The sequence below is a fragment of the Spirosoma arboris genome, from assembly GCF_009754945.1.
Classification (GTDB): Bacteria; Bacteroidota; Bacteroidia; order Cytophagales; family Spirosomataceae; genus Spirosoma; species Spirosoma arboris.
Window position 1 is genome coordinate 134,382 of sequence record NZ_WPIN01000016.1, and the last position, 24,776, is coordinate 159,157.

The following is a 24,776-nucleotide window of genomic DNA, read 5'->3' on the forward strand; positions in this document are numbered from 1 at the left end:
GATTAAGCTAAATCACCGTATTCAATCCGGATAACTTCATCCATTACTAAATCAATACCGCCTGACGTATGGAGCAATTCGAAGGGAATCTGATCTCCTAAACCATAAGCCGGCTTATCCATCCATCGCCGAAAGGCATTGGATGAGCCAAAAACGGATTCCCCAGTCTGAAAAAGAGCCATGATTTTAAGGACTTTCTCGCTATCCTGTGGATTGAGTTTCTTTTGTTCCCGCTCATACCGCTGGAATGTTTTAAGCGAGGTATCGAACACCTCCGCAAGTTGTTCGCGTTTGTAGCCCGTCAGGTCAACGATCTCGAAGAACCGGGTGGCTGGAACTCCTTTAAGAGCCGAGAAAACAAGTGCCGTGCGATCAGAAATTACCATAGTACAAATATAGGAATTTTGTCCTGTGAACACAGAATTTTGTCTACAAATTCAAAAATTATCATTTTTCACAAAACCTAACTATCGATCACTAGTTTAAGCTATCAGTAACCAATTAATTAATCACGTTATGAAAAAGGTAAGTTTAATTCTATTGCTGGCCGTAAGCACACTGAGTTTTCAGGCTTGCAGTAGCAAAAAGACAGAAGGTACAGACAGCGTTGAAAACGCCGAGAAGTCCAATGATGCCAAAGAAGATGCAGGTACCGGCCAGACCGAGGATACCAATGAATTTGCGGTAAAAGCCGCCAACGGAGGCATGCTTGAAGTAGAACTGGGCAGACTGGCTGAAGAAAAAGCAGCCAGTAAAGATGTGAAAGAATTCGGGGCGATGATGGTGAAAGACCATTCCAAAGCCAACGAAGAATTAAAGACGATAGCTGCCACGCAAAACATAACCCTGCCAGCAACACTCGGCGAGGATGAGCAGAAGCATGTTAACGAGCTGGCGAAATTATCAGGCGCTGACTTCGATAAGAAGTACGTTAGTATGATGGTCGATGATCATAAAGAAGACATCGACGAATTTAAAAAGGCTGCTGAAGACGAAAAAACGAATCCAGCCGTCAAAGACTTTGCCACCAAGACGCTCCCTACGTTGCAAAAACATATGGATGCGATTAACGCAATCGACAAGAGTATGAAGTAATCGGGGCAGCATTCGCTCTTGATGAGTATAGGTATCAAACGGCCTTTTTGTAGGAATACGGTTTATCCGTTCTTACAAAAAGGCCGTTTGCAATCCAGTGAACGTAAAGCTCAGTGTACTACTTCTAGCTGGGTAGCCTGGTTTGTATAACTCGACCGCCATAAACCATATTGATCCGTGAACTCTACCCGGCAGTACCCAGAGCTAGCGGGGATATTGGTAAATAACCACGGGCGATTTGTCTGAGCCAGAATAAACAAACCGTAGTCATCGCCCAGCACAGTGAAATCGGTTCGTGGCTGACTTTTCGCAAAAAGCGATACTGGATAGTCGTCCAGTAAGCTGGCGGCTAAGGTCGTCACATCATCGGCTACTAGTCCTATTTCACTAATACCCTGAAAATATCCCTTCGTATACCCCGCATCCTTCCGCTCAATAAACTCGACCAGATTACCCGCAGGGTCACGGAAGTAACTGGCCCGAGCCTTCCAGTCGGGGAAGTTGGCAATACGACAGCCGGGGGATACGGTATCAATGTAGGGAACATCGTACCAAAGCTCATATTGTTCCAGCGAATAAAGGGGAATATTGATCGCAAAATGATAAGGCGCCACAGGCTGATTGGTCTGTCGAAAGGTCAGCTTACTCCAGCCAAGCTGAAACGTAATCTGAGTTGCGGTCTGCTGTAGTATGGCTAAACCTAGTTGGTGGGTATAAAACTGGTGTAGAGACACCAGTTGGTTGGTTTCCAGTTCAAGATGAGTAATGATCATGCTGTTCAGTAGTTTTGTCAACGCTGTAAAAGTGGGGTATTTTCTCTGGCGGGTCAGGCCTAGCATTCATCAATTGTGAAATAAGCTGGTTGAAACGGAAGTAGCTAACCGTTAACTGTAGGCGATTGAGCTGCTGACCAAACAAATTTGAGCTTCTCGCCAAAACAGCAGCCCGGTTCCCCAAACGACCTTTGTCCCATAAACAAAGCCGTTACCGTTGATCATCCTCAACCATACGGACAGACCAGACAATCATGAACAAAGTCGTTTTAATTACCGGTGCTTCGGCCGGGATGGGAAAAGAAACTGCCAAATTGTTAGCTCAGCAAGGATATACTGTTTATGGAGCCGCCCGTCGGACAGACCGGATGAAAGAACTTACTCCATTGGGAATCAAAACGATTGAGATGGACGTAACCGGCGATTCGTCCATGGTAAAGGGTGTACAGCAAATCATTGCTAATGAAGGGAAACTTGACATATTGATCAATAATGCTGGTTTCGGTTCGTATGGAGCCATAGAAGACGTACCTATTACCGATGCGAAATACCAGTTGGAGGTCAACCTGTTCGGTGCCGCTCGCTTATGCCAACTAGTACTCCCTTATATGCGTCAAAACCATTGGGGAAAGATCATTAATATTTCCTCAATCGGCGGTAAGATGGCCACACCCTTTGGTGGTTGGTACCACGCCAGTAAATTTGCCCTGGAGGGATTGAGCGATAGTCTACGCAATGAAGTGAAACCCTTTGGGATCGATGTGATTGTGATTGAGCCCGGTGGTGTAAAATCGGAATGGGGTAGTAGCGCGTTTGATAGTTTAACGAAAGTATCTGGCCACACCGCTTATAAATCGATGGCCACTAAATTTGCCAATGCGTTTGAGGCAACAGAAAGCAAAAATGCAGAACCTATCCTCATTGCGAAGTTGATTCAGAAGGCAATTGAAGCCCGGAAACCCAAAGCCCGATATGCTGCTGGTTATATGGCTCGTCCGGCGCTTTTCATGAAAAAACTAGTATCAGATCGCCTACTGGATAAAGTGATCATGAGCCAGATTAACTAATCGGTAAAATCAAGCACGGATGGCGACTCAATCGCAGCCTAACATTCTATACGTCTGCGTTGATAAGCAGAAACGAGGCAACGAACAGTTTGTCCCCGAACACGCGCTGGGCTATCTAGTAGCTGGAGAAAGCCATTTTTTAACCAACGGTGGCACACAGGTTGTTGAAGCGGGTGCAATCGGATTGGTCAAAAGGAACCAGCTGGTTAAAACCATTAAAGTGCCTCCGCCCGGAGGTGGGTTCAAAGCCATTAATATTATCCTGGATCAGGAGACACTACGTCGCTATAGTGCCAGCCATCAACTAGAAGCTTCCGGACCTTATATAGGCGACTCTCTGCTTGATTTACACCTGGACCCATTCCTTAAAGGCTATTTTGATTCACTCCTGCCCTATTTCGATCATCCAGAACAACTCAGTCCCGCGCTGACTGAACTTAAAACCAAAGAAGCAATCGAGTTGCTCTTACGGTTTGACTTTACCCTGAAGGATTTTCTGTTTGATTTCAGTGAGCCCCATAAAATCGACCTCGAAGCGTTCATGATCCAGAATTATAGCTATAACGTACCGATTAATCAGTTTGCACGACTTACCGGTCGTAGTCTGGCTACGTTTAAACGGGATTTTCAGCGGTTATTTAGCACTTCACCCCAACGATGGCTCCAGCAAAAGCGATTAGAACAAGCTCACTTCCTTATTGCCGAACGAAGTCAGCGCCCTTCGGCTGTGTATCTGGAAGTTGGGTTCGAAAACTTATCGCATTTTTCGGCTGCGTTTAAGCAACAGTTCGGTTATAATCCGTCGAGTTTGTAATTCAGCTAGTGGCCAACTGAACCATATACTAGATTATTCACGCACATCCATTAAAATATAACTTTTGCACTGTTTTTTAGTCTATATTCCAGCCGATGCATATGTTGGGACGAATGGAAATAGTAATTAGTAGTGTAATCCTTGTAATTATACTGACCTTATCTTTACGTAAAAAGTTTGCACTTAAACGACGTTGTCCTAACTGCGGAGATATTCATCTCTCTAAATTACATCGTCCTGAATGGCTTAAAAGCATGCCTGTAAAATTGTATGCCTGTAAGTCGTGCAAACAGAAGTTTTACCAACTCTTCTCTTAATACCCTTAATGACCAGCCAGTTTCGATTCAAGGTCATTGTATTCCTTCTGAGGGTGTCATTCAGGTAATAGAACCATGTTACTTTTCTTTCCAGGCAACCAAACTACTAGTTAGTGCGTACTGGGGTTCAATTAGCCTATTACTGAACTATGGTCTTAAAAAGAACAACGCTGCTGCATGTGTTTCTAAGGCTTGTATTACTCGCTATGATCAATAGTGCCCTATTAATAATTTTAGTAGCGGCTCGCATACTATTCATCATCTGGCACTGGTTGTTCTGACAAAAAAAGCCTACACGCTTACCCTGCCAACTTTTGTAGCAGTATAGTTTTATAATCCAAATTGCTATTTTCGTTAACTACAAAGATTTATATATAAATTTTTAAGTATTTTTTTGAACTCTTTGTGCGCTTTAGATTACAACTGTATGTATATATAATCGATAAAGGGTTTCATTTTTTATTAATAAACCTTTGTCATTCGCCAATGTTAGTTATATTCGCAATACAATCCGGGTATTTACCATATTATGTATACGGTAACTTAATTATCAAAGACTTGTCTTATAAGTTACCATACTAACATTCTATTTACTTACGCTCATACGTTATACACGTTGTCCACTTTAATTTTCTGTAAATTCCTTTGTAAAAATTTTATCCTCCACTTTAGCCATTTATGTTATGAAGCGATTAGCTGCCGCTCAACTTCAGCATAAGTTCGACCCATCCCAAGTCCTCTATTTAACCGGGGATGTTAATTACTGCTCAGTTCACCTACTCAATGGAAAGACCATTTTATCCAGCCGAACGTTAAAATGGTACAATGATCGGTGGCCTCATTTCATTCGTATTCACAAGGCCAACCTTATCAATCCTCAGCATATTCATAGTTGTATTGTGGTTTCGTCAATTGTAGCGCACTTAATCATGCGAAATGGGGCTCGTCTTCCTATAGGCCGACGACGAATCAGCGCGGTTGTCGATCTATTAGGCATCGATTTACCGAAGAACGCCTATACGGGTTCTTACCAGATTAAACCCGAATGGAGTACCTATTTATTAGCCCAACCTAAAGTAGCCTGATTGGTCTGGTTAGTTAGGCTTGAGGAGGGCGAAGAAGGTGTTTCACTTGTAACTGCTCAAATACCTGATACTTATAATTTCGCCCAATTGGGAGTGTTTGTCCAGGCACTTCAAGGCGACTTTCGGCAATTACCTTGATTTTAGATACAGCAACCAGGAACGACCGGTGAATCCGAATAAACTGTTCGGCAGGAAGGAGCTCTTCATAATAACTGATCGACTGGCGGGTGACAATCTCCTGCGTAGTTGTCCTGATTTTCACATAGTCACGTAAGCTTTCCAGCGATATAATGTCACGCAGGTCGATGCGCACTAGTTTTCGATCTTCCCGCACAAAGATGAACGGCTCTTCTTCAGATGGTACCGTAGGAGAATGAACGGCAAGTCGGTGGGTCAGCAGCTTCCCCACCGACTTGATAAACCGATCGAAAGGAATTGGTTTAATCAGGTAATCCAACACATCAAATTCATAACCCTCCAGGGCATATTCGCGGTGGGCGGATGTAATGATGGTTTTGGGAGGGTTCGGCAGGGTTCGGAGCAACTCCAGCCCGGAGAGCTGGGGCATCTGAATATCCAGAAATAGCAGATCGACCGGCTTGCTTTGCAAAATTGTAAAAGCCTCCACCGCAGAACTACATCGACCCACCAATTCCAATACGTCTATTTTCTGCACATAGGTCGCTAGTATATCCAGCGCAATGGGCTCGTCATCGACTAGTAAACACTTGATTTTCATGGTCTTTTATTGGATAATAATCGGCAGGAGTTAGCCCAATGGTGAGCGTACTTAAAAACGAATCCACTCCATTTAACTGCCGGAGCCGATGACGATCGGGGTACATTAGTTGCAGGCGTTTGGCGACGTTTGGCAGACCGATTCCTGGGGATGTTGCCGGGCCAGTGAATTCGGGCTTACTATTTTCAACTTTAAAGATCAACTCCGTATGGGTTACGGTCAACTGAATCTGAAGCCACGCATCACCCAGTTGACGGCTCAATCCATGCTTAAACGCGTTTTCGACAAACGGCAACAACAGCAGGGGCGCAATCAGGAGCTGGTCAGTTACGCCACTGATTTGAAACGATAGTTGTAGCCCCTCCCCGTAACGGATTCGCTCTAAAGCCAGGTAGTTCTGCAAATAGTCAATCTCTTTGCGAAGCGGCACTTTTGCCAGACTCCCTTCATAGAGCATGTACTGCATAAGTTGCGCTAATCGTACAACTACCTCGCCCGCTTTTTCAGGATTACTGCTGGTCAGTCCATACAGGTTGTTGAGCGTGTTAAACAAAAAATGCGGATTAATCTGGTCTTTCAGTGACTTAAGTTCAACCGCCTGATTGGCAATCACGAGCTGCTGATTCAGTTGTTGTTGCCTGAATCCATACCGGATCATATGGAAGGCAATTAATAAACCACTGGTACAGAGCATATAAAAAGCAGAAAGAATCAGGCGATGGAGATCCCAGGGATTTTCCTGATCAAGTTGCCCCGGATCGAACAGCGCCAGGAATAAATAATAATACCCCTGCCAGTACAGTACCCCACAAACGGCCAGCAACAGTACAGTCAGCAGCCAGAATTTACCATACTGTAGGGTTAACAGATAGGCTGGAATTAACCAGTAAAGCGTGGTATAGGTGAATAGTAATTGAGCGGGCAGTTCAGACAGGGCAATCAGCAGGTGATCGATATATTGATGCTCGAACTGATCAACAGCCAGCACCTGCAGGTTAATATATCCTAGCCAGGCTACCACATGGATCGCAACTTCCCGATAGTTGAGTGGCTGAAAATGAGGCATCTTCCTGGCGTTAACGAGCAAAATTACCGAAAAATCTGACAGCTGACGGGCGAATACGCTCTTCTCTCCGGCTGTAATGTCCAACGGTTGATCAGCCTGGACAAAAATAGGCCGGAGAGCGACTAACGGCGTCTGTAGCGACCAAACGGGCGTTCATCGACACAGGTCTGCTCTCTATCGCATCCGCTTGGTTTTCACAGCCGATTCCCGAAGATTTAACGGATGATTCGGGAATCGGCTACCTATACGGCCCCGACTACTGTCATCGTACGATAAAGATGAAGACCCTGATCGTGTTACTGGTTTTGCTGGGTATTGGCCTGCCTGTTCAGGCCGACAATTTATCCCGTAAAGTCAAGGATGATACCTATGGTTTCTTCTTTACCCGAAAACGCGTCCAGACGCGTATACCTTTTCTGTTTCAGTCAAATTTGATCATCGTATCAGTCTGTGTGAATGGTGCCGACTCTTTACGATTGATTGTCGATACCGGCGTTGGCCATACAATCATTACCGATCGTACGGTATTCGAAAAACGCCCTCTTACGTTAACCCGTCAGATTAAGCTCAAGGGTATGGGAGAAGGCAGCACGGCAACGGCGTCGGTTTCCATCAACAATACGCTGAGTATAGGCTGCCTGCGGGCCGAACATCATAACCTGGTTATTCTGGACAACGACCTGTTAAAGTTATCGGAGTATGCCGGCGTATCCGTCCATGGCCTGATCGGCTATGAGTTATTTGCCGACCTGGTGGTAACCATTGATTTTCAGCGTCGGGAGCTTATTCTGATGAAGCCTCAACAGTACCACTACCGACCAAGAAAAGGCGGCCGCTATCCGCTTATGATTCTGGAGCGGAAAGCGTACCTGGATGCGCTGTCGATTTCTGATGGCAATCAGTTTCAGCCTCTTCGGGTGGTGCTGGACACCGGAGCAGGCCAGGCCTTGCTACTCAATCGGTTTCAACAGGGCATGACGCTACCACTCCCCGCCAAAGTCGTACGGGTGCCCCTGGGTTCTGGATTCAACGGGCTTATAACCGGCTCTATCGGTCGGTTTCAGAAGGTCAATGTCGGGTGCTATCAGCTATCGAATATGCTCGTCTCCTTTCCAGACAGTTCAGATTTCGGAAAAAAACTAGCCGGAATGCCTGACCGACAGGGCAATATAGGGTGTGAGTTACTCCGTCGATTTCTCGTGACAATCAATTACCCCGATCGGTACATTGTTTTCAAGCCCATTAAGCGACTCATGCGGGAAGGTTTCGAACATGACATGAGTGGTCTGGAGCTACGGGCCAAGGGGGCAGAGCTACACAACTTTTTTATCGATAAAGTTAGTCGGAGCTCTCCGGCAGAACAAGCTGGACTGCAGCCTGGAGACGAATTACTGGTAGTGGACAACAAACCGGTGATTAGCCTGAGTATCAGTGATATTTATCGAATACTTCAGGCTGGCGAGGGTAAGTCGATTGGGTTGATCGTTCAACGAAACCGCCAGTTGGTAACCGTTCGCTTTACGCTCAAACGGCTCATTTAAATACGTTGTCATTCAGTCGTCATTCCTTGCCAATGGCTGCCCATGCCGATGAATGACGACCCATAAACGTTAGGTATGCAGCAGGGAGTCATATTGGTTCGGTATTACAAAAGGGAATGGGATTACCCACGGCAGCTGAATGACCTACGGATGCTGGCCCGAAGGCAGGCTCTTCAAATAACGACAGAAATCGTGGAGAAGATCGGTCAACTCCATCCACTTCGGGAATCAGACGGACTCAATCAATTACTACGATTGTCTCGTGAACAGACTGTACAACAGGTACTAGTCTGGGAAGTAACCCGGCTGGGACGCTCAACGGACGAAATTCGATCCATAATTACGGAACTAACGACGCTGGGGGTTAATATCTACATCCATAATCTACGTATCGACACATTGGTGAATGGGCAGTTTTCACCAGCGGCCAGATTACTGGTGATGGTTCTGGACGAACTGACCCACATGGAACTCTCTAAACTCCGTGAACGCCTGTCAATTTGTAAAAAACGAGATCGCCCGTCCTCGACCGAACATGACGCTGATCAACAACCAGTAAGCCCTGCCTATTTAACGAAGTATCCCGCCGTGGTACTTAATCTCAGAGCAGGGATTAGCCTACGCAAAACAGCTCGCTTGTGTCATGTGTCGATCAACACGGTTCGTAAAGTCAACGATTGTTTGTTTAGGCAACTTTATTAATCAACCACTATGTATACACTATTCAGATCAGGGCCGTTTCTGTACGGTATCGCTATTCTTGCTCTAGGAGTTGAGCACTTCGTTACGGGCAATTTCCCCACTGCCTTACTACCCATCGCTGTTGGTACACCCGGTCGGATAATTCTGGTGTATAGTGTGGGAGCTATTTTGAGTGCGACTGGACTATGCATTATCTTCCAGAAAAAGCCTGGCTGGGCTGCCCTACTGGCAGGGTCATTAGTTCTGTTGCTCGACGCGACTGTTCATCTGCCCAAACTGATAGCGAACCCATATAACGGGGGCGAGTGGACTGTTTTTACCGAACTTGTTGCACTGGCGGGAGGAGCCTTTCTACTTGCCGGTAATTTTTGGACTGACGCTATAGATACAAATCGGAGCCGTATCGCCCCTAATAGATTAATCTGGTACGGCTGCCTGCTGTATGCGGTATCGCTCCTGATCTTTGGGATTCAACATTGGCTATATGGCCCTTATGTGGCTACGCTGATTCCCTCCTGGATTCCGGCTCACCTGTTTTGGGCGTATTTTGTCGGGTTTGCCTTTTTAGCCGCAGCGGTCAGTATCCTGTTGAAAAAACAGGTTTCGCTGGTAGCTATGCTTCTGGGTGTCATGTTTATCCTGTGGGTCGTTCTGCTACACGCTCCCCGAGTTGTGGGCCATTTGCATACAGAAACAGAATGGACTAGCGCGTTCATTGCCCTGGCAATGGGTGGCATTTCGTTTTCCCTTCCAGTCAGCCCCGTTTTTAACCGACTGTTTACCAATCAACTCTAGCGCAGTAGGCTATCGATTTTTTTGTAAACCAATTCCATAAATTCTTTTCCATAAAGTATAATATATTTTTCTTTTTTATATAAAATGTGACTTTTTAATCTTTTTTTTGTCTTATATCAGAAAACACGACAGATCGTACTCCTGTGTGAACCTGATCCATACCCATGCTTAACTAGTTTTTCCTCATTCATTACGTGGTTATGAATCGTATTTACCTCAGTTCGCTTGATCCTGTCAGGACGCTTACCTGGTCAGTTGTATTTGGCATTAGCCTTGTTTTCTTTATGGGGGTCGTGTCCCTGCTGTTCCATCCGTAAGCCCATACATCCATGAGGTTCGTTCCTAAAATTTTCAGATTTGGCCCTGGGCGTTACTGTTATACTCTACCAGTTAGTGCAACCGGATCACTTTGGTCGGGGTTTGGTGGTTGGCACTACCGTGCCTGTTCGTTTTCACTTATCGAGCCTACTCGTCGACGACCCAGACTCTCCCCTACTGCCTGTCAGGTTATTCAGCCGGGCATTGATTTTATGAGTAGTCGAGTCGTAGCCGGCCACCCAGCGTGATTTACAACCAGATAGACAATTTTTAGACTGAGGCACGTTTACGGTCTGACCCAGGTGAGTAGAAAGTGTTCTGTTCTTGTTTTCATGGATTTATTTGTTACTATTCCCTCCTTAACTAACCATGAATCGCTTACAACGTTCAACTTCGTTCGATCCAGTAAACTTCTTAACCTGGTTATTTGTGGTCATTATTTGCCTGCTTTATGGGTATGGCCTGTTGATGCTGTTACTATAATTGCCCGCTCTTAAATTCCATACGCAGGCTTATTGGCCTGAACATCGTTTCGTTGGCTACCGGGGTTCAATCTCGGCAGACAACTTTAGGAGATTCCTCTTATAGCTCCCTCCACCTGGCCATTGCCGAAACCAACGCCCAGGTGGAGGCAAGCCCCCTTTCCGACCATCCGGTTACCCCCCTTAATTCTACCAGCGCCCCATAGTCTGGTAGCCGATCAGTTGTTCCCCTCGAGGCCGAGTTTGGTGTATATTTGCTCATGTGAGCGGAAAATGCAACGGGCGATTAAGTTTAAAGGCGTAGTTTTAAAACCTATTCATTTACACAATTAACCATGAGTAAGTCCGAATCGTCGGAGCAATTTTTAGCGGGAGGAGGAGAAATGGGGGCGCTCATTCGGTCCATGGACTGGTCGAAGACGGCTTTGGGACCAATTGCGGACTGGCCTCAGAGCCTTCGTACTTCTGTTAGCTTGTGTTTGTCTTCTACATTTCCGATTTTGATTGCCTGGGGTCCAGAAACTATTCAGATTTATAATGATAGTTACCGGCCCATCTGCGGGGCGAAACATCCGGAGTCAATGGGTCAAAATTTCCGTATCTGCTGGGAAACCGCCTTATCCGTCGTGGGTGATGCATTCACGCGGGGTCAGCAGGGAGAAGGAACCTATATTAAAGACCAGCGCATGTTTCTGGATCGATATGGCTACCTGGAAGAGGCTTTTATGACCTTCTCGTTTGCACCTATCCGGGATGAATCGGGTCAGGTTGGAGGCATCTTCCACCCCATTACCGAAACAACAGATAAGATGCTGAGTGCCCGGCGAACCCAGGTTCTGCGCGATGTAGCTGCCCTAACCAGTCAGGCCAAAACCAATGCCGATATCTATACAAGTCTGGTCCAGGCTCAGGCTGATTTCACCCTTGATTTACCCTTTTTACTATTTTATGAACTGGACGAACAGTCACAGGCCAGGCTAGTGGAGAGTGCGGGCTTATGGGCTGATGCGGTTGTACCAACGGAGCTGCACAATCTGGATGTAGCGAATACAGAGTGGCTAGCTAACATTTCTGATATTCAGACTATTGACCAGCTTGATCAACGCCTTGGTTCGATAGGGAGCGGGCCTTATCCAGAGCCGCCCCACACGGCTGTGCGAATACCCATTTTACGTTCCAATAATGAGCAGCCTATCGGTTTCCTGCTGGCAGGAGTAAGTCCGTACCGGGAACTCGACCAGGACTATCTAAACTTCTACGCCTTACTCGCCAATTCGATTAATACTGCGTTCTCGAATGTGTATGCCTACCAGCAGGAGCAACAGCGGGCCGAAGCACTGGCAGCCATTGATCGCACGAAAACGGCTTTTTTTAGCAATATCAGCCATGAATTCCGCACACCGCTGACATTGATGCTTGGTCCGCTGGAAGAGCTTCTGCAGGATGCCGACCTACAGACCCCTGTTCATAAAGAGCCCCTGGAAGCTACCCATCGCAATGCCTTACGGTTATTAAAGCTGGTTAATAATCTCCTTGATTTCAGTCGGATCGAAGCGGGTCGTGTACAGGCTCGCTACCGACCGGTTGAACTGGTAGACTTAACGACCGATCTGGCCAGCAGTTTCCGTTCGCTGATCGAGCGAGCGGGTTTAACCTTTACCGTAACCTGTCAGGTGCTACCCTCTGAGGTATATGTTGACACGGAAATGTGGGAAAAGATTGTACTGAATCTGTTATCCAATGCGTTTAAGTACACCCTGCACGGATCGATTCAGGTCGATTTAAGGGATGAGGGAGGTCAGGCCGTACTGCGCGTTTCAGATACAGGCATTGGTATACCCGAGCGGGAACTACCCCATATGTTTGAACGGTTTCACCGGGTGGAAAATGCGGGCGGACGGACCTATGAAGGCAGTGGCATTGGCCTTTCCTTAGTGGCCGAGCTGGTACGACTGCATGGAGGGACGATTTCGGTGAGTAGTGTTGAAGGCGAAGGCAGCACCTTTAAGGTGAGTATACCGATTGGGAAAGCTCACCTGCCTGCCAGTCAAATCGGGGAAGAGGATCATGAGCGGACAGTAAGTCGCTTAACCGATTCCTTCCTGAAGGAAGCTCATACGATGCTTGCCGTGGAAAAACCGGCAGACCGGGCTGACGAGCGCGCACTAGAGGAAATGTTAGCGCCAACCGGGCGCATTTTGGTGGTGGATGATAATGCCGACATGCGGGACTATCTGAGCCGCTTGCTAACGCCTTACTTTAACGTACAAACTGCCTTAAATGGAGCCGATGCGATCCGACAGATAACCACCGATCCGCCCCAGTTAATTCTGAGCGATATCATGATGCCCGGCATGGATGGCAACCAATTGCTCCAGCGACTCAAACAAAGCCCGGTGACCGCGTCGATTCCGTTTATTTTCCTCTCGGCCCGCGCTGGTCAGGAGGCTCGAATCGATGGACTGGAAGCTGGCGCCGATGATTACCTGGTCAAGCCTTTTTCAGGGCCTGAACTCCTCTCTAAAGTCCGGACCCAGATTAGCCTCAACCAATCGCGCCGACTGGAAGAGCTACGCCTTCGCAATCTGGTTCAGCAGGCGCCAGTGGCTATGCTGCTGGTTAAAGGCGAGAACCTGGTTATCGACTTAATTAATCAAACGATGCTGGACCTGATTCAGCGAGAAGCAGATGTACTGGGTAAACCGTTGCTGGAGGCTATGCCTGAACTACAGGGGCAAGCCTTTATCGAGCGATGTGAGCAGGTCTATCGAACGGGTCTTGCCGATCAGGGCTGGTCGGTTCCTGTTCCCCTGCAACGGGGTGGTCAGTTGGAAACGGGCTACTTTAATATTGCCCTGACCCCTTATTATGAGGGCACTAAGTTGGTTGGTGTGCTGGAAGTATGTACCGAAGTCACCGAACTGGTTAAGGCCAGCCAGGCCCTGACCGCCAGCGAAGCACGGTACCGACACCTGTCAGAGGAGCTCGATGAGCAGGTACAACAACGTACGCAGCAACTGCAACTCTCGATTCATGATTTACAGCGCTCTAATGAGAATCTGCAGCAGTTCGCTTACATTGCCTCACACGATTTACAGGAGCCCCTGCGTAAAATTCAGTCGTTTGGTGATCTGTTAAAAAACCGCTACGCCGAGCCGCTGGGCGAAGGGATTGAGCATCTGGAACGGATGCAGACGGCGGCCAGCCGAATGTCCACCCTGATCCGGGATCTCCTGGCCTATTCACGCATTTCTACCCGTCAGGAAACCGCAGCACCCGTTTCCCTGTCAAAACTTGTCCAAACGGTTTTGTCCGATCTGGCCGATTCTGTTCGTGAAACGGATGCTCTAATTCAGGTTGAGCCATTGCCAACCGTGATGGGGAATGCGAGCCAGTTAAGTCAACTGTTTGATAATCTACTGAGTAATGCCCTGAAATTTCGCCGAATGGGTAGTGCTCCCATCATTAGGTTGCGGGCATCTCTGATCGACGTTCTCGATATGCCCCTTTCCCTAAAACCCGCTCGCCTGGCCAACCAGTATTACCGCATCGATGTATCGGATAACGGCGTTGGATTTGACGAAAAATACCTGGATCGCATCTTTCAGGTATTTCAGCGTCTGCATGGGAAAAGCGAATATGCTGGCACGGGAGTCGGTCTGGCCATTTGCGAAAAGGTGGTCGCTAATCATGGTGGAGCTATTACAGCCAGTAGTCAGCCAGGTCAAGGCGCCACCTTCAGCGTATACTTACCAGTATAGGATAGTGGACCAACACCCTGGATTAATTATATGGTAGACTGGATGCATGCTGAAGGGGTCATGGAGAAGGCGGTGCAGTTATTTACTGAAATAACAGAGCCTACTTGACAATAGTACACCAAACTACTCACCTTTGTCATTGGCCAAATTCTTGAAACCAACTGAACAGATGAATGTGATAATAAAATTAACAGTTACTTTTTTTGTCGTAGGGCTCTTCGTAATAAACTCCCTAACCTCGTGTTCAACTGCATCGAGAATTAAAAAAAGTGCAATAACAACAGAGGCAAATGACCCAGCCAATGAAATGGTAAAAAATTCCCATTTCGCCGGATTTAGTAGTCATTATTTTGTCACAGCGGATGGCGTAAAACTGCATTATATTCATAAAGGCACGGGCCAGCCGCTTATCATGATTCATGGTTGGAGCGGAACAGCCAAAGATTTTGCTATGAACGCGTTGCCTTTAAGCGAACATTTTTCGGTCTATATTCTGGAGTTGCGCGGTCATGGGTATTCAGACGCCCCTACATACGGGGCAAGGATTTCCCGTTTGTCTGCCGATGTACATGAATTTGTTACTGCACTGAGTATCAAAAAAGCCAATTTTATGGGATTTTCAATGGGCAGCAGCGTACTCTGGGATTACTTAGAACTGTTTGGCGAAAACACGGTTGAAAAACTGATTTTCGTTGACGAAGCTCCGGCATTATTAGCCAATCCCAGAGACTCTAAAGAGGAAATATTGACCTATGCTGGCAATCCGATGGACGTTTGGGATTTGGTCAATTCCTTTACGGACAACGGGGGAAAAGGAAGTAAGTTCGGGACGTATTTCACTCGTGGGAAATTTATTGCGAACGAGGCAGTCAGTAAACAACTGGCTGGAATTCCGGAACCCCCAAAACACTATGCGTTTTTAGTCCCCCTTTTACGGGATCATATTAATCAGGATTGGCGCGATGTGTTTCCCCGTATCACGGTTCCAGTACTCATGCTTAGCGGAGACATATCGCATGCAACGACCGTAGAAAGCAATGAATGGATGAAACGTACCATAAAAAACAGTACCTGGATTCGCTTCTCAGAAAAGGAATATGGCACGCATTTTCTGCTTCAAAACTCATCCCAAAAAGCAGATGACGCAATTGTCAAATTTTTAACGGCTCACTAACTACGACCGATTAGCTACTAAATCTCAAAAGTGCTAGTAATTGACTCATTTGAGCTAATGCGTTTTCTTCACTCAGCCGACCTTTGACCTATCCAAAACGGAAAACTCAAACAAACGCTAAAGTCCCATGAAAACGCTCATCAAACCTCTGTTCGTTGCTATTGCCCTGATGCTCACTACTGGATACGCTTCCCTGGCGCACTCGGCCAGCGACCCTCAGCCCACTGCTGCCTTCCAGAGCGGTATCTATACCAACCAAGCCGGAAAACTTCAGATTGCCCTCGATAAACAAGCTGGCCATACTCTGTACGTTCGCCTGACCAATACCGAGGGGCGCATGTTCTTTGTCCAACGGGTAGGCAAGCAACAAACCTCTGTTCGCTTACGACTCGATGTGAGTGATTTGCCCGACGGTGCTTATCAATTGACCATCACCGATGGCAAGGATATCGCCCAACACACGGTAACGCTGGAAACCCAGAAACCTGTGGATACCAATAGACAGGTGGCCATCAACTAAAGGCCGTTTGCTCCAACAGTTCCCGATAGGCTCGCCCTAAACCAATAACCGATCAGGTAGCCACTTTGATCGGTTATTGGTTTAGGGCGAGCTTCGAAGTACCCTATTCCCTAGACTCATCAGCCCTTCGTTCGTAACTTAGCCCCAGAACCGCTTATACCGGGAGTAAAGGATACCTCCTGCTGCTTGATGACGACGAAAATACTTCTTGTAGATGATGAAGCCGATTGGGAAGCACTATTCCGGCAACGCTTCCGACAACTGATCGTGACGGGTACTTATCAGGTTGTCGTGGCACAAAATGGCCCGCAAGCGCTGAGTTTACTACAGGAGCAACCCGAAATTGACCTGGTGCTGGCCGACATCAACATGCCCGGAATGGATGGGCTTACCCTGCTGGAACACATTACCACCAGCCATCCTCAAGTGCCTACGGTGATGGTCACCGCTTATGGCGATATGAGCATCATTCGGGCCGCTATGAACCGGGGGGCCTTTGACTTCATCACCAAACCAATCGATTTCGCTGACCTTCAGGCCACGATCGACAAGGCCCAACGCTACGCCCAGCAGCTGCGACAGGCCCAGGCGCTAAAAACGTTGAATGCCATGAAAACACGGTTCTTTGTCAATATGACTCACGAACTGCGCGCGCCTTTATCGTTGATCCTCACCCCTGTTGACCAACTCCTGGAACAAGCAGCATTGCCTCCATCCCAACAGGAGCGACTACTGAGTATTCGCCGGAATGCCCAGCAATTACTGCGGCTCATCAATCAGTTGATGGACCTCCATCAGCTCGAAGACCAGCCCCTGGAGGACGTCCATGAGGTGGGCGACTTGCCGGACTTTCTGGGTCAGATCGTCGATCTGTTTCGCCCATCGGCAGAGATCAAACGGTTAATCTTGAGCTATCACACCGACCTGCCGACCGGCAACTATCGATTTGATGCGGGAAAGTGGGAAACCATTCTCTATAACCTGCTGACCAATGCCATCCGCTTCACGTCAGTCGGGTCAGTTACTGTAACCCTGTACGAGTCAACCCAGGGCGTTCGCCTGGTCGTGCAGGATACGGGTATTGGCATCACGGCTCATAAGCTTCCCCATGTATTTGACCCCTACTATCAGGGTGATAATCAGCGTATCCGGGCCAATGACCCAACGGGCCTCAGCCTTGCCCTTGTCCAGGCCTTAACGCAGCGGATGGGTGGGCACATACAGGTCTCAAGTCAGGTCGAGGTGGGTACCGAGTTTAGTGTCGAGCTGCCACTCCATCGGATCGGTGACAGTCAACCGGCCCAGGTGCAGGCGACTCCCTCACTGGTGGTCGAGTCTCCTGCCTTGCCCCAGCTTCCATCCGGTCATTCGGTAGAGGTGGGGCCAGATGTTCCCCCGCTGATTCTGGTTGTGGAAGAAAATACCGAGCTACGGGAGTACATGGTAGCGGAGCTAACCACCCTATACCGAGTACGAACGGCATCCAACGGCTATCAGGGCTGGGTGGTGGCTAAAGAAGAATTGCCCGATCTTGTTATTACCGATTTGATGATGGCTCGGTTGAATGGCTATGAACTGATCGAGCGGCTCAAAGCCGACCCTGTCACCGACCACATTCCCACGGTGCTTCTGACGGCAAGCGCCGATGAAGCGAGTCGACTCAAAGGCCTGGCGGTGGGGGCTGATGAGTACCTGACCAAACCTTTCCACCTGGGGGAGTTAAGGCTTCGACTGCGAAACCTGTTAGATCGTCAACAGCGGTTGCGGGATCATTACCGTCACCAGTTGGCCCAGCCTACTGATTCTACTTCGCTCCAGGCAGTGGGCGACCAGTTCCTGCGTCGGTTCTATGGACTGATCGACCAACGGCTGGACGACTCGACGCTGAGTGTAGAGTGGTTGGCGGAAGAACTTGCCTTAAGTCGCAAAGCACTGTACCTGAAGATACAAAGTCTGACTCAGTTGTCGCCCATCGAGCTGATCCGTCAGTATCGGCTGCGCAAGGCCATTGATCTGTTGCGGGCGGGTCACGGTGCTTCCGAAACAGCCTACCTGGTCGGTTTCGACTCGCCGTCCTACTTCACCAAAGTCTTTCGGGAGTTTTATCAGCAAACCCCTTCGGCGTTTATCAAAGGGTAATGAATCAGGGGGTCAATCTTTCTGTGTTAAAAATAATGCTACATTCCAGTGGGTCAAGCCAGTAGAATGTAGGATTATTTTTTTTGTATGATACAACTGCTCTTGTTAGCAGGCTTTTATAACCCTTAATCCTACCCTGCTTCTATGTCTTTTCCACATACTATTTCTCGCAACGAGTTCCTGAAAACGAGCGCTCTTGCGCTTACGCTGCCGCTCCTGAGCAAACTGGATGCCACGGCCAAACCGCTGAAAAATGTCGGTCTGGAACTCTACACCGTCCGGAATGAGATTGAGAAAGATCTTGAGGGCACACTGAAAAAAGTGGCCGCCATTGGCTACACCGAAATAGAAACGGGCAGCTATTACGGCAAAACCCCGAAAGAGTTTAAAGCGTTTCTGAGCGGAATGGGCCTGAGCGCACCAAGTCTGCTGGCCATGACGAGCAGCATGAAGACCGGCTGGCAAAAAGCCGTCGACCAGGCTGCAGAAGCCGGACAATCGTTCATAGGCTGTGCCTATTTAGCGCCCGATGAACGTAAAACCATCGATGATTATAAAAAGCTGACCGAGCTATTTAATCGGTCGGCAGAAGTTTGCCAGAAAGCCGGACTTCGATTTATCTACCACAACCACGATTTTGAATTTCAGCCGCTGGATGGCCAGATTCCGTATGATCTACTTCTAAAAGGAACCGACCCTAAACTAGTGAAACTGGAATTAGATATATACTGGGCCACGAAAGCCGGGCAAGATCCGGTAGCTCTGTTCAAACAAAACCCTGGCCGTTTCCCAATTGTCCACTTGAAGGACATGGAAAAAACTGCCGAGCGCTCATTCGCTCCAGTGGGTACCGGTTCAATCGATTTTCAACGGATTATGGATGCCCATAAGATTGCGGGTATCGAACATTATTACGTCGAACAGGATATTTGCAAAATACCCCCGCTGGAAGCCATTGCCGTTAGCTTTCAAAATGTAAAAAAACTGAACGTTTGATGCATATAGTTGGAGAAAAGTAAGATGGCTACTGCCATAGGGCTGTCAGTGGGCGCGCTTTATTTTGTGTCAGTCAAAAATAAACTCAGATACCCTATGAATTTTGCCTCCGTTCGGATTATTACCTCAGATATCCAACCGCTTATTCGGTTTTACGAGCAAATTACGGCCATGCCAGTTACGCAGTATACAGATGATTTCGCTGAACTGCACACTCCCTCAGCTACCTTAGCCATTGGCAGCACACGCACCTTGCAACTGTTTGGAGGAGATCATGTAGCCAGGCCAGCCGCTAACCAATCGGCCATTATCGAATTCCGCGTTGATGATGTTGACGCTGATTATCAAAGGCTAGCCGATGTTCTGGGTGACAGCATTGTTCAGAAGCCGACTACCATGCCCTGGGGTAATCGTTCGCTGCTGTTCCGGGACCCAGACGGCAATTTGGTTAACTTCTTCACGCCGGTTACGCCAGAAGCGCTTAAAAAGTTTGATGAGTAGCTTGCTTATAGCCTCTTCACGGACCATGCTACCTATTGAGTAGCCAGGCATGGTTCGTGAAGAGGGCTATTGCGTTACTACTTATTCGTTACCAATGCATGGGTTTCCATTTTTTATCCTTAATCAGAAATCGGAGCACTTCTTCCCGACTGGATATGAAATCCTTTTTTCTCCAGGACGCTTCCTCATCCACCCCATAATCAGGTTTAATATTTCCGCTATTCGCCAAAGACGTTTGCCGGGGAACGACAACATTCACATCGCCCAGTAGTTTACAGGTCGCTGCCAAGTGCATGTCTTCTCCAGTAGCGAACGTTTTGGGCCAGATTGCCCAGAAGTGCCGGGCCCATTCGGTTTTGAAAAAATAGCTGCAACATCCGAAATCAACCCGTGTATCCGCCACACAGCTATTGATGGACGTAGCTGACGAACGAATATCGCCAATAAAATACCGTTCCAGGTAATCGTTTCCTTTGGGTTTTTCTGGCTGGTAATCTTGAGGAGGAATAATTCGACCGTTGCTGCACACAATAGAGTGGTGTTGCTCACTGGCCTGGAGGCACGTTTCAATCCAGGTAGCGGATGGAATAATGTCGTCATCAAGGACCCAGACATAGGTAGTCGTAGCGTGTATTGCCAGGCTAAAACGTCCGAAGTATTTCAAATTAACATCACAATCAAAGTAGCGAATACTCGTCTTTTTATCACTTCTTTTGTGGATAGGAAACCAATTTTCGTAATGCAGAACCCAGATGGCTTCAGGCGGTTGGGTCTGATTTAGCAAGGCATTCAGCTGTTCATTCAGGTTGTTGCGTTTGTAAACGGTTAGAATAACGGTAACGGAGGACTGTTTAGTTTTGAAAAACAGATTCATATAGACGAGATTGGCAGTATAATACTTGGATACGGTATAAACCCAGTCTTTTTCAGACAAAAAAGATACTAATTGAAGAACCGATAAAGATACTAGTTGTGGCTCAAAACTAGCACCTTGCCAGGGCAGTTTGCGACAAGATCACCGTTACTCATTTTACCTACCCTTCCGGGTCGTATTCTCAAAAACTTCAGGCGGGTCTGACTCAGATTCGTTGCCATCGATCATGAATCCCAGCCAGCAACGAATTAAAAGAATGAGGAAAATTTGCGTGATTTGGCTAGAGTTTATGGTTGACCTAGTTAATGAAGTATGATCAGAATAGCTGTTTTTAGTGATATCCATGCTAACCTACCCGCGTTGAGAGCGGTGCTAGGCGATATTGAAAAGCGACATATTAATCTATGCTATTGTCTTGGGGATTTGGTCGATTTTGCTCCGTGGGGCAATGAAGTGATTGAGCTATTTAAGGAAAAACAGATTCCTTGTCTGCTGGGCAACCATGATGAGCGTATTGCCTTCGATTACCCGATCTACCCCTTACCCCATCATGACGAACTTGAAACCGCCAACAGGATATTGGCCATCGACTATTCTAAACGCGTTATAACCCCCGAAAATAAGCAGTGGTTAGCTCAGTTACCCTTCCAGCTAGAACTGGCCTTTAAATTGGGTGGACACCTGAAAAGAATATTGTTAGTGCATGCCAGCCCGAGAAACAATGATGAATACATCCATGAATCGTACTCGGCGGCTGCTTTATTGGAGATGCTGGGTGACAGGAAGATAGATGCTCTCCTGATGGGTCATACCCATCAATCCTACATAAAGCAGTCGGAAGTGCTTTTTGTCAATTGCGGATCGGTTGGTCGAAGTAAAGAGCCTGACCGTAAAGCCACCTATTGTGTGATAACGATCAGCGAAGCTGGCATCCAGCCCGAACTCATTAAAGTGGATTACCCTGTCGATTACGTTGCCGGGGAAATCTATGCTAGTTCCATTCCAGATTTTTACGCTGATTTCTTAGTACAGAAATATAGTGTAACGCCATGAGGAAATCGCCTGTAACACGCGGGCAATTCAGCTTAATTAAATGGCTGGTAAAGCGTCATTAATTCTTCTCAACGTAAAAAGGTTACGTTCTGAGGGTCATTCCTTTGTCTCTTCATCTGTATGAGTACTAACTAGAATTGACGACTATGAAAAAAGTAACAGGACTGGGTGGCATATTTTTTAAATGCAATAACCCGCAAGCCATGAACGACTGGTATGCCCAAAACCTGGGATTGACTACCGGCGAATACGGGACGACCTTTGAATGGCGGCAGGTTGATGATCCGTCGAAAAAGGGATCTACGGCCTGGTGTACGTTCCCCGATGCGACGAACTATTTCAATCCGTCGACAAAGCCTTTTATGATCAATTACCGGGTAGAAAATATTGCTGCGCTGGTTGATGAATTGAAAAGAAGCAATGTGACCGTTGTTGATGAAATAGCGGAGTATGACTATGGAAAATTCGTGCATGTGCTTGACCCAGAAGGCAACATTATTGAGCTTTGGGAACCCAATGATGATTGGGAGGAGAATAAAGTAGCAGAGTAGAGATTTTATTCCTGATGTATATCGATCAAACCGTTTACCTATTCGTTCTGCTGGTTTTTACCCCTTTTTTAACATTGGGCCAAAAAGTGACCAACTCAGGATTGATGTCCAGAGCAATCAGCCTATCCGATAAGACATTTATTATTGGAGAAGAGGGAGAGGCCAGTAAGACCGGAAATGATTTAAATCTTTATCTCATCTTTCACAAAGATGGTAGTGCCACGTTTCGTGCAAAAAGAGGAAATACGATCACTAAGGAGAATCCACTTAGTTGGCAATTTGTAGGAGACTCACTCTATATACAGAATAGTCCAATTACAATACAGGCAGAAGGAAAAATGCAAACCATTGACCGTGAGCCAATGAAGTATTTTACTGTAAAAGCACCGGGCGGCTATGTACTTAAAGGAAAGGGCGATCAGATGCTTTTGATTGAGCTAAAATAACTTAACTAATTGGCGGATGCAGCATCAACCTAAAAAGGGTAAAATTTGACTGATGATCAGTCAATTGTAGTCAACCTGGAGCGATTATATACTACGAATAGGTTGACCGAGACGGTAATTAATTATAAAGTTCAAACGATTTTTCAAGCAGGACTTTACCGGATTGCTCAAGTTGAAAGACCCACTTTCCGTCTATCATCTCCCATGCATGTTCGATTCGGTAATAATCAAAGTTTAGTCCATTAGCAGAATTATACTTTTCCTCAATCGTTTCTTTGTATGCCTTTTCCTCACCAGGATTTACCAGCGTGGGGTGTATAACACGGCATAAAAAGGCATCCTGGCTACTCTCCAGGCTGTAGGCAATACCAAAAACCAAGCCCTTTCTCAACTTCACTCTGTCAACTTTTTCAATAAAAATCAAGTCGTCCGCGCCAAAATAATAGCCCGTAGGACTAACAGGGGACTCATTAACAGACTCCATAATAGGTTTGCAAATCCCATAATTGATCAAACGAGCATGAGCACCCATAGTATGAATTAGCTATAACGATTAGTTCAGGCACTCTGCTGTTGAAAAGAAGAGCTGGAACTGTTTGGTCAAGATAAACACTGTTGAACGCAGAGACTCTTTACTTTCTCCCGACTTCGCTTCAGGCGCATCTTGACTGCGCTTGGCTTCAGATCGTACAACTGGGCGAGTTCTTCGATACTCATACCATCCTCGTACTTCAACCGCAGTAACGTTCGCTCCTCAACCGACAGCGTGGTCATGGCCTGCTGAACGACCTGGAGGGTTTCTTCATGTAACTGGTTTTCCTCTACATCAGCCATATTGTGACCCATGCCTTCTTCCTCCCAACTCGTGGTAGGCAACCGTTTGGCTATGCGGAGTTGATCAGCGCAATAGTTATAGGAAATCGAATAGAGCCAGGTCGAGAAACTGGATCGTTCCTGAAAGGCATCCAGTTTGTTGAATACTTTTAGAAATATGTCTTGCGTAAAATCCTGAGCCTGATCGGCATCTTTGGTCATCGAAAGGCACCGCTGATACACCTTATTAACGTATCGACTATAAAGGGTTTCAAAACACTGATTGGGTTGACTGGGCAATAATTGACGAATGGTTTCTTCGTCGGATAGAGCTACGTACATGAATAAAGGAAACGTTACAAGTTTAAACTATCATGTATGATTAAATAAAAAGGCGCTTATTATGTACTTTAGATTAAAATCGATCACTAAAGACACAATTAATCTACTAGACGGTAGACAAATTTATAGTAGCCTTTCTTATAGTTTTTAGTCTAGCGAGTAAATATACTCAACTCAATTTCCGCTAGCTGGTCGGTTTAGCCTGCCTATTGAAAAGGCTAGGCTAACTCGTCGAAAATCAGTGTTTTTTTTGTCGCCATGTAACTTTCAGAAAAAGCTTAAGTCTTAAGGATAGATCAATTCGCATGCTTCTATATGATGTGTAATCCAAAAAACAGCCGGTTCATCTCGACCGATTGTTTCTATCCCTTCCTCTTTTTGACAATCCCCTATTATTACCCAAAGAACGAAGATCACATTGGCACCAGTTGCATTTTGGCTCAGATCAATAAAGAGATTACCAGTAGTCGAAGCCTAAGGAGTTCTACCTATTTGTGACAATTTCTCCGCTAACGAAGCCTTCTACAGCTATTACTGGATTCGAGGTTAGCATTTACCCACTGCTTTTCATGAGAAAGCACTCACTCAGTTGCCTTTTAAGGTGCCACCTTTTACTAATTACCTGTTCTATTGATGGATAGTAAATCCTGGAGGAGCCAACGACTCCCATCGAAGCCCTTGACAAGCCGAACGATCGTAGCCGATTGGGCAGAATCACTCGCTACATTTCATGAATACTATAATAAAGTGAAGGCCTGCCTTCAAGAAAATAAATACAAGCCAGGATTCGGCCAACCCCGATCTGTCAGTTG

The 24,776-nt window shown here is 46.8% G+C and carries 23 protein-coding genes; 16 read left to right on the forward strand and 7 right to left on the reverse strand.

What is annotated here, in order from left to right; translation table 11 throughout:
* Positions 1 to 2: 2 nt before the first annotated feature.
* A complete protein-coding gene (parS, locus tag GO755_RS31240; protein WP_157589361.1) occupies positions 3 to 386 on the reverse strand; it encodes a type II RES/Xre toxin-antitoxin system antitoxin in 384 nt (127 codons plus the stop codon).
* A 130-nt stretch (positions 387 to 516) separates the two neighbouring features.
* Between parS and GO755_RS31245 the strand changes: the two genes are divergently transcribed.
* Positions 517 to 1,095, forward strand: coding sequence for a DUF4142 domain-containing protein (locus tag GO755_RS31245; RefSeq protein WP_157589362.1), 579 nt, complete (start codon positions 517 to 519; stop codon positions 1,093 to 1,095).
* 110 nt (positions 1,096 to 1,205) lie between these two features.
* Here the strand turns inward: GO755_RS31245 and GO755_RS31250 are convergent, their stop codons facing one another.
* Positions 1,206 to 1,868, reverse strand: a complete 663-nt coding sequence (locus tag GO755_RS31250) for a VOC family protein (RefSeq protein WP_198174994.1) — start codon at positions 1,866 to 1,868, stop codon at positions 1,206 to 1,208.
* A gap of 254 nt (positions 1,869 to 2,122) precedes the next feature.
* Here GO755_RS31250 and GO755_RS31255 point away from each other — a divergent pair, with 254 nt between their 5' ends.
* The 3 genes from GO755_RS31255 (at position 2,123) to GO755_RS31265 (ending at position 5,151) form a co-directional block, all read left to right on the forward strand.
* Positions 2,123 to 2,935 carry an oxidoreductase gene (locus GO755_RS31255; RefSeq protein WP_157589363.1) on the forward strand — a complete coding sequence of 271 codons (813 nt, stop codon included), beginning with the start codon at positions 2,123 to 2,125 and terminating at the stop codon, positions 2,933 to 2,935.
* A 19-nt stretch (positions 2,936 to 2,954) separates the two neighbouring features.
* Complete coding sequence (locus tag GO755_RS31260; protein ID WP_157589364.1) at positions 2,955 to 3,749, forward strand: helix-turn-helix domain-containing protein; 795 nt, start codon at positions 2,955 to 2,957, stop codon at positions 3,747 to 3,749.
* A gap of 1,000 nt (positions 3,750 to 4,749) precedes the next feature.
* Positions 4,750 to 5,151 (forward strand): LytR/AlgR family response regulator transcription factor, encoded by a 402-nt coding sequence (locus GO755_RS31265; protein ID WP_157589365.1) that lies wholly within the window; start codon positions 4,750 to 4,752, stop codon positions 5,149 to 5,151.
* A 13-nt stretch (positions 5,152 to 5,164) separates the two neighbouring features.
* Here the strand turns inward: GO755_RS31265 and GO755_RS31270 are convergent, their stop codons facing one another.
* Together GO755_RS31270 and GO755_RS31275 are read right to left on the reverse strand one after the other, a co-directional pair.
* Positions 5,165 to 5,890 carry a LytR/AlgR family response regulator transcription factor gene (locus tag GO755_RS31270; RefSeq protein ID WP_157589366.1) on the reverse strand — a complete coding sequence of 242 codons (726 nt, stop codon included), beginning with the start codon at positions 5,888 to 5,890 and terminating at the stop codon, positions 5,165 to 5,167.
* Entirely contained in the window at positions 5,862 to 7,040 is a 1,179-nt protein-coding gene (locus GO755_RS31275) for a sensor histidine kinase (protein ID WP_157589367.1), read from the reverse strand. The genes GO755_RS31270 and GO755_RS31275 overlap by 29 nt, the downstream gene beginning before the upstream one ends.
* Positions 7,041 to 7,234: 194 nt before the next feature.
* Here GO755_RS31275 and GO755_RS31280 point away from each other — a divergent pair, with 194 nt between their 5' ends.
* From GO755_RS31280 to GO755_RS31320, 9 genes are all read left to right on the forward strand, one after another.
* Positions 7,235 to 8,497 (forward strand): aspartyl protease family protein, encoded by a 1,263-nt coding sequence (locus GO755_RS31280; protein ID WP_157589368.1) that lies wholly within the window; start codon positions 7,235 to 7,237, stop codon positions 8,495 to 8,497.
* 75 nt (positions 8,498 to 8,572) lie between these two features.
* Positions 8,573 to 9,199 carry a recombinase family protein gene (locus GO755_RS31285; protein ID WP_157589369.1) on the forward strand — a complete coding sequence of 209 codons (627 nt, stop codon included), beginning with the start codon at positions 8,573 to 8,575 and terminating at the stop codon, positions 9,197 to 9,199.
* A gap of 9 nt (positions 9,200 to 9,208) precedes the next feature.
* Entirely contained in the window at positions 9,209 to 9,994 is a 786-nt protein-coding gene (locus GO755_RS31290) for a hypothetical protein (protein WP_157589370.1), read from the forward strand.
* Between the two features lie 1,135 nt (positions 9,995 to 11,129).
* A complete protein-coding gene (locus tag GO755_RS31295) occupies positions 11,130 to 14,555 on the forward strand; it encodes an ATP-binding response regulator (RefSeq protein WP_157589371.1) in 3,426 nt (1,141 codons plus the stop codon).
* Positions 14,556 to 14,862: 307 nt separating this feature from the next.
* On the forward strand, positions 14,863 to 15,729 hold the full coding sequence (locus tag GO755_RS31300) for an alpha/beta fold hydrolase (protein WP_157589372.1): 867 nt from the start codon (positions 14,863 to 14,865) through the stop codon (positions 15,727 to 15,729).
* A 127-nt stretch (positions 15,730 to 15,856) separates the two neighbouring features.
* Positions 15,857 to 16,249 (forward strand): T9SS type A sorting domain-containing protein, encoded by a 393-nt coding sequence (locus GO755_RS31305; protein WP_157589373.1) that lies wholly within the window; start codon positions 15,857 to 15,859, stop codon positions 16,247 to 16,249.
* Positions 16,250 to 16,438: 189 nt separating this feature from the next.
* On the forward strand, positions 16,439 to 18,388 hold the full coding sequence (locus tag GO755_RS31310; RefSeq protein ID WP_157589374.1) for a response regulator: 1,950 nt from the start codon (positions 16,439 to 16,441) through the stop codon (positions 18,386 to 18,388).
* Positions 18,389 to 18,532: 144 nt separating this feature from the next.
* Positions 18,533 to 19,384, forward strand: a complete 852-nt coding sequence (locus GO755_RS31315; protein WP_157589375.1) for a sugar phosphate isomerase/epimerase family protein — start codon at positions 18,533 to 18,535, stop codon at positions 19,382 to 19,384.
* Positions 19,385 to 19,480: 96 nt separating this feature from the next.
* Positions 19,481 to 19,885 (forward strand): VOC family protein, encoded by a 405-nt coding sequence (locus tag GO755_RS31320; RefSeq protein WP_157589376.1) that lies wholly within the window; start codon positions 19,481 to 19,483, stop codon positions 19,883 to 19,885.
* 88 nt (positions 19,886 to 19,973) lie between these two features.
* Here GO755_RS31320 and GO755_RS31325 read toward each other — a convergent pair whose 3' ends face one another.
* Entirely contained in the window at positions 19,974 to 20,759 is a 786-nt protein-coding gene (locus GO755_RS31325) for a glycosyltransferase family 2 protein (RefSeq protein ID WP_157589377.1), read from the reverse strand.
* Between the two features lie 312 nt (positions 20,760 to 21,071).
* Between GO755_RS31325 and GO755_RS31330 the strand changes: the two genes are divergently transcribed.
* From GO755_RS31330 to GO755_RS31340, 3 genes are all read left to right on the forward strand, one after another.
* A complete protein-coding gene (locus tag GO755_RS31330) occupies positions 21,072 to 21,812 on the forward strand; it encodes a metallophosphoesterase family protein (RefSeq protein ID WP_157589378.1) in 741 nt (246 codons plus the stop codon).
* A 146-nt stretch (positions 21,813 to 21,958) separates the two neighbouring features.
* Positions 21,959 to 22,363 carry a VOC family protein gene (locus GO755_RS31335; protein WP_157589379.1) on the forward strand — a complete coding sequence of 135 codons (405 nt, stop codon included), beginning with the start codon at positions 21,959 to 21,961 and terminating at the stop codon, positions 22,361 to 22,363.
* 14 nt (positions 22,364 to 22,377) lie between these two features.
* Positions 22,378 to 22,809, forward strand: a complete 432-nt coding sequence (locus GO755_RS31340; protein ID WP_157589380.1) for a hypothetical protein — start codon at positions 22,378 to 22,380, stop codon at positions 22,807 to 22,809.
* Positions 22,810 to 22,927: 118 nt separating this feature from the next.
* On the opposite strand, the gene GO755_RS31345 is transcribed toward GO755_RS31340, so the two are convergent.
* A complete protein-coding gene (locus GO755_RS31345) occupies positions 22,928 to 23,341 on the reverse strand; it encodes a DUF3859 domain-containing protein (protein WP_157589381.1) in 414 nt (137 codons plus the stop codon).
* Positions 23,342 to 23,409: 68 nt separating this feature from the next.
* Entirely contained in the window at positions 23,410 to 23,964 is a 555-nt protein-coding gene (locus GO755_RS31350) for an RNA polymerase sigma factor (protein WP_157589382.1), read from the reverse strand.
* Between the last annotated feature and the right edge of the window lie 812 nt (positions 23,965 to 24,776).

What these genes read in the sequence shown, in the direction of transcription:
- parS (WP_157589361.1), bottom strand. Translation starts at nt 386, where the DNA reads ATGGTAATTTCTGATCGCACGGCACTTGTTTTCTCGGCTCTTAAAGGA.
- GO755_RS31245 (WP_157589362.1), top strand. Translation starts at nt 517, where the DNA reads ATGAAAAAGGTAAGTTTAATTCTATTGCTGGCCGTAAGCACACTGAGT.
- GO755_RS31250 (WP_198174994.1), bottom strand. Translation starts at nt 1,868, where the DNA reads ATGATCATTACTCATCTTGAACTGGAAACCAACCAACTGGTGTCTCTA.
- GO755_RS31255 (WP_157589363.1), top strand. Translation starts at nt 2,123, where the DNA reads ATGAACAAAGTCGTTTTAATTACCGGTGCTTCGGCCGGGATGGGAAAA.
- GO755_RS31260 (WP_157589364.1), top strand. Translation starts at nt 2,955, where the DNA reads ATGGCGACTCAATCGCAGCCTAACATTCTATACGTCTGCGTTGATAAG.
- GO755_RS31265 (WP_157589365.1), top strand. Translation starts at nt 4,750, where the DNA reads ATGAAGCGATTAGCTGCCGCTCAACTTCAGCATAAGTTCGACCCATCC.
- GO755_RS31270 (WP_157589366.1), bottom strand. Translation starts at nt 5,890, where the DNA reads ATGAAAATCAAGTGTTTACTAGTCGATGACGAGCCCATTGCGCTGGAT.
- GO755_RS31280 (WP_157589368.1), top strand. Translation starts at nt 7,235, where the DNA reads ATGAAGACCCTGATCGTGTTACTGGTTTTGCTGGGTATTGGCCTGCCT.
- GO755_RS31285 (WP_157589369.1), top strand. Translation starts at nt 8,573, where the DNA reads ATGCAGCAGGGAGTCATATTGGTTCGGTATTACAAAAGGGAATGGGAT.
- GO755_RS31290 (WP_157589370.1), top strand. Translation starts at nt 9,209, where the DNA reads ATGTATACACTATTCAGATCAGGGCCGTTTCTGTACGGTATCGCTATT.
- GO755_RS31295 (WP_157589371.1), top strand. Translation starts at nt 11,130, where the DNA reads ATGAGTAAGTCCGAATCGTCGGAGCAATTTTTAGCGGGAGGAGGAGAA.
- GO755_RS31300 (WP_157589372.1), top strand. Translation starts at nt 14,863, where the DNA reads ATGGTAAAAAATTCCCATTTCGCCGGATTTAGTAGTCATTATTTTGTC.
- GO755_RS31305 (WP_157589373.1), top strand. Translation starts at nt 15,857, where the DNA reads ATGAAAACGCTCATCAAACCTCTGTTCGTTGCTATTGCCCTGATGCTC.
- GO755_RS31310 (WP_157589374.1), top strand. Translation starts at nt 16,439, where the DNA reads ATGACGACGAAAATACTTCTTGTAGATGATGAAGCCGATTGGGAAGCA.
- GO755_RS31315 (WP_157589375.1), top strand. Translation starts at nt 18,533, where the DNA reads ATGTCTTTTCCACATACTATTTCTCGCAACGAGTTCCTGAAAACGAGC.
- GO755_RS31320 (WP_157589376.1), top strand. Translation starts at nt 19,481, where the DNA reads ATGAATTTTGCCTCCGTTCGGATTATTACCTCAGATATCCAACCGCTT.
- GO755_RS31325 (WP_157589377.1), bottom strand. Translation starts at nt 20,759, where the DNA reads ATGAATCTGTTTTTCAAAACTAAACAGTCCTCCGTTACCGTTATTCTA.
- GO755_RS31330 (WP_157589378.1), top strand. Translation starts at nt 21,072, where the DNA reads ATGATCAGAATAGCTGTTTTTAGTGATATCCATGCTAACCTACCCGCG.
- GO755_RS31335 (WP_157589379.1), top strand. Translation starts at nt 21,959, where the DNA reads ATGAAAAAAGTAACAGGACTGGGTGGCATATTTTTTAAATGCAATAAC.
- GO755_RS31340 (WP_157589380.1), top strand. Translation starts at nt 22,378, where the DNA reads ATGTATATCGATCAAACCGTTTACCTATTCGTTCTGCTGGTTTTTACC.
- GO755_RS31345 (WP_157589381.1), bottom strand. Translation starts at nt 23,341, where the DNA reads ATGGGTGCTCATGCTCGTTTGATCAATTATGGGATTTGCAAACCTATT.
- GO755_RS31350 (WP_157589382.1), bottom strand. Translation starts at nt 23,964, where the DNA reads ATGTACGTAGCTCTATCCGACGAAGAAACCATTCGTCAATTATTGCCC.